General features: G+C 73.7%; 2 protein-coding genes. Both read right to left on the bottom strand.

Annotation, left to right across the window (positions count from 1 at the left end; genetic code table 11):
* Positions 1-350, bottom strand: a 350-nt coding sequence (locus tag MCAG_RS00060) for a trypsin-like serine protease (protein ID WP_036375777.1), incomplete at its 3' end; no start/stop codon positions are given.
* 126 nt (positions 351-476) lie between these two features.
* The coding region (locus MCAG_RS00055; RefSeq protein ID WP_157548318.1) for a CHAT domain-containing protein at positions 477-783 on the bottom strand (307 nt) is incomplete at its 5' end.

Raw genomic sequence — 783 nt, 5'->3', positions numbered from 1 at the left:
CCGTTGTAGCCCGGCGCGCGGTAGACGTAGTTGGACCGGACGGTGATCCGGCTGGCCGACTGGAGGTCGACCACGCCGAGCGTGGCGGTGATGCTGGTGTTGGCGCCGGTGCGGCTGACGCAGTGCGCGGCGGTCAGGACCAGGGTGGGGCTGTAGAGCGAGCCGCCACAGCCCATGGAGAGCCGCACCATGAAGGGGAACTCGCCCTGTGCGGCGGGGGTGCCGCCGACGACGTACGGGGCGGCCGTGGCGTCGCCCGCGGCGGCGGGTGCGGTGAGGGTGAGGCTGCCCGCGGTCACCGCGGCCAGCGTGGCGGCCAACAGGCCGGTGAGGGTGCGCCAACGAACCATGTGTTCCTCCGCATCATCAGCGGCGCGCCGGGGGTGACACGCCACGTTCGGATGACGGGAATAATATTGATGATTGTCGATTACCAATCATCCTCGCCTGGTCATACGACGGCGGTATCGCCGCGGTCAGCCGGCGCCGAAGCAGACGAACGCCGCCGCCGTGGCCGAGGCGGAACCGTCGCCCGTCGCGACGAATGCGGCCTGCGCGTCGGCGAGGGCCCGCGCCGGCCGGGCCCCGGCCCGCATCCGCCGGTGCAGGTCGAGCATGAGCGCGGTGGTGGGCTCGGCCGGCACCGGCAGCACGGTGGCCACCAGGCAGCGGGCGCCCCGGGCCAGCAGCACCGCCGTGAAGCCCACGACCTCGTCGCCGGGGCGCACCCCGGACAACCCCGAGTCGCAGGCGGACAGCACCACGCAGCCCGGCGGCCGGGGC

Source organism: Micromonospora sp. ATCC 39149 (assembly GCF_000158815.1).
GTDB lineage: Bacteria > Actinomycetota > Actinomycetes > Mycobacteriales > Micromonosporaceae > Micromonospora.
The sequence above is the reverse complement of the archived record's forward strand: the minus strand, read 5'-3'. Positions and strand labels throughout refer to the sequence as shown.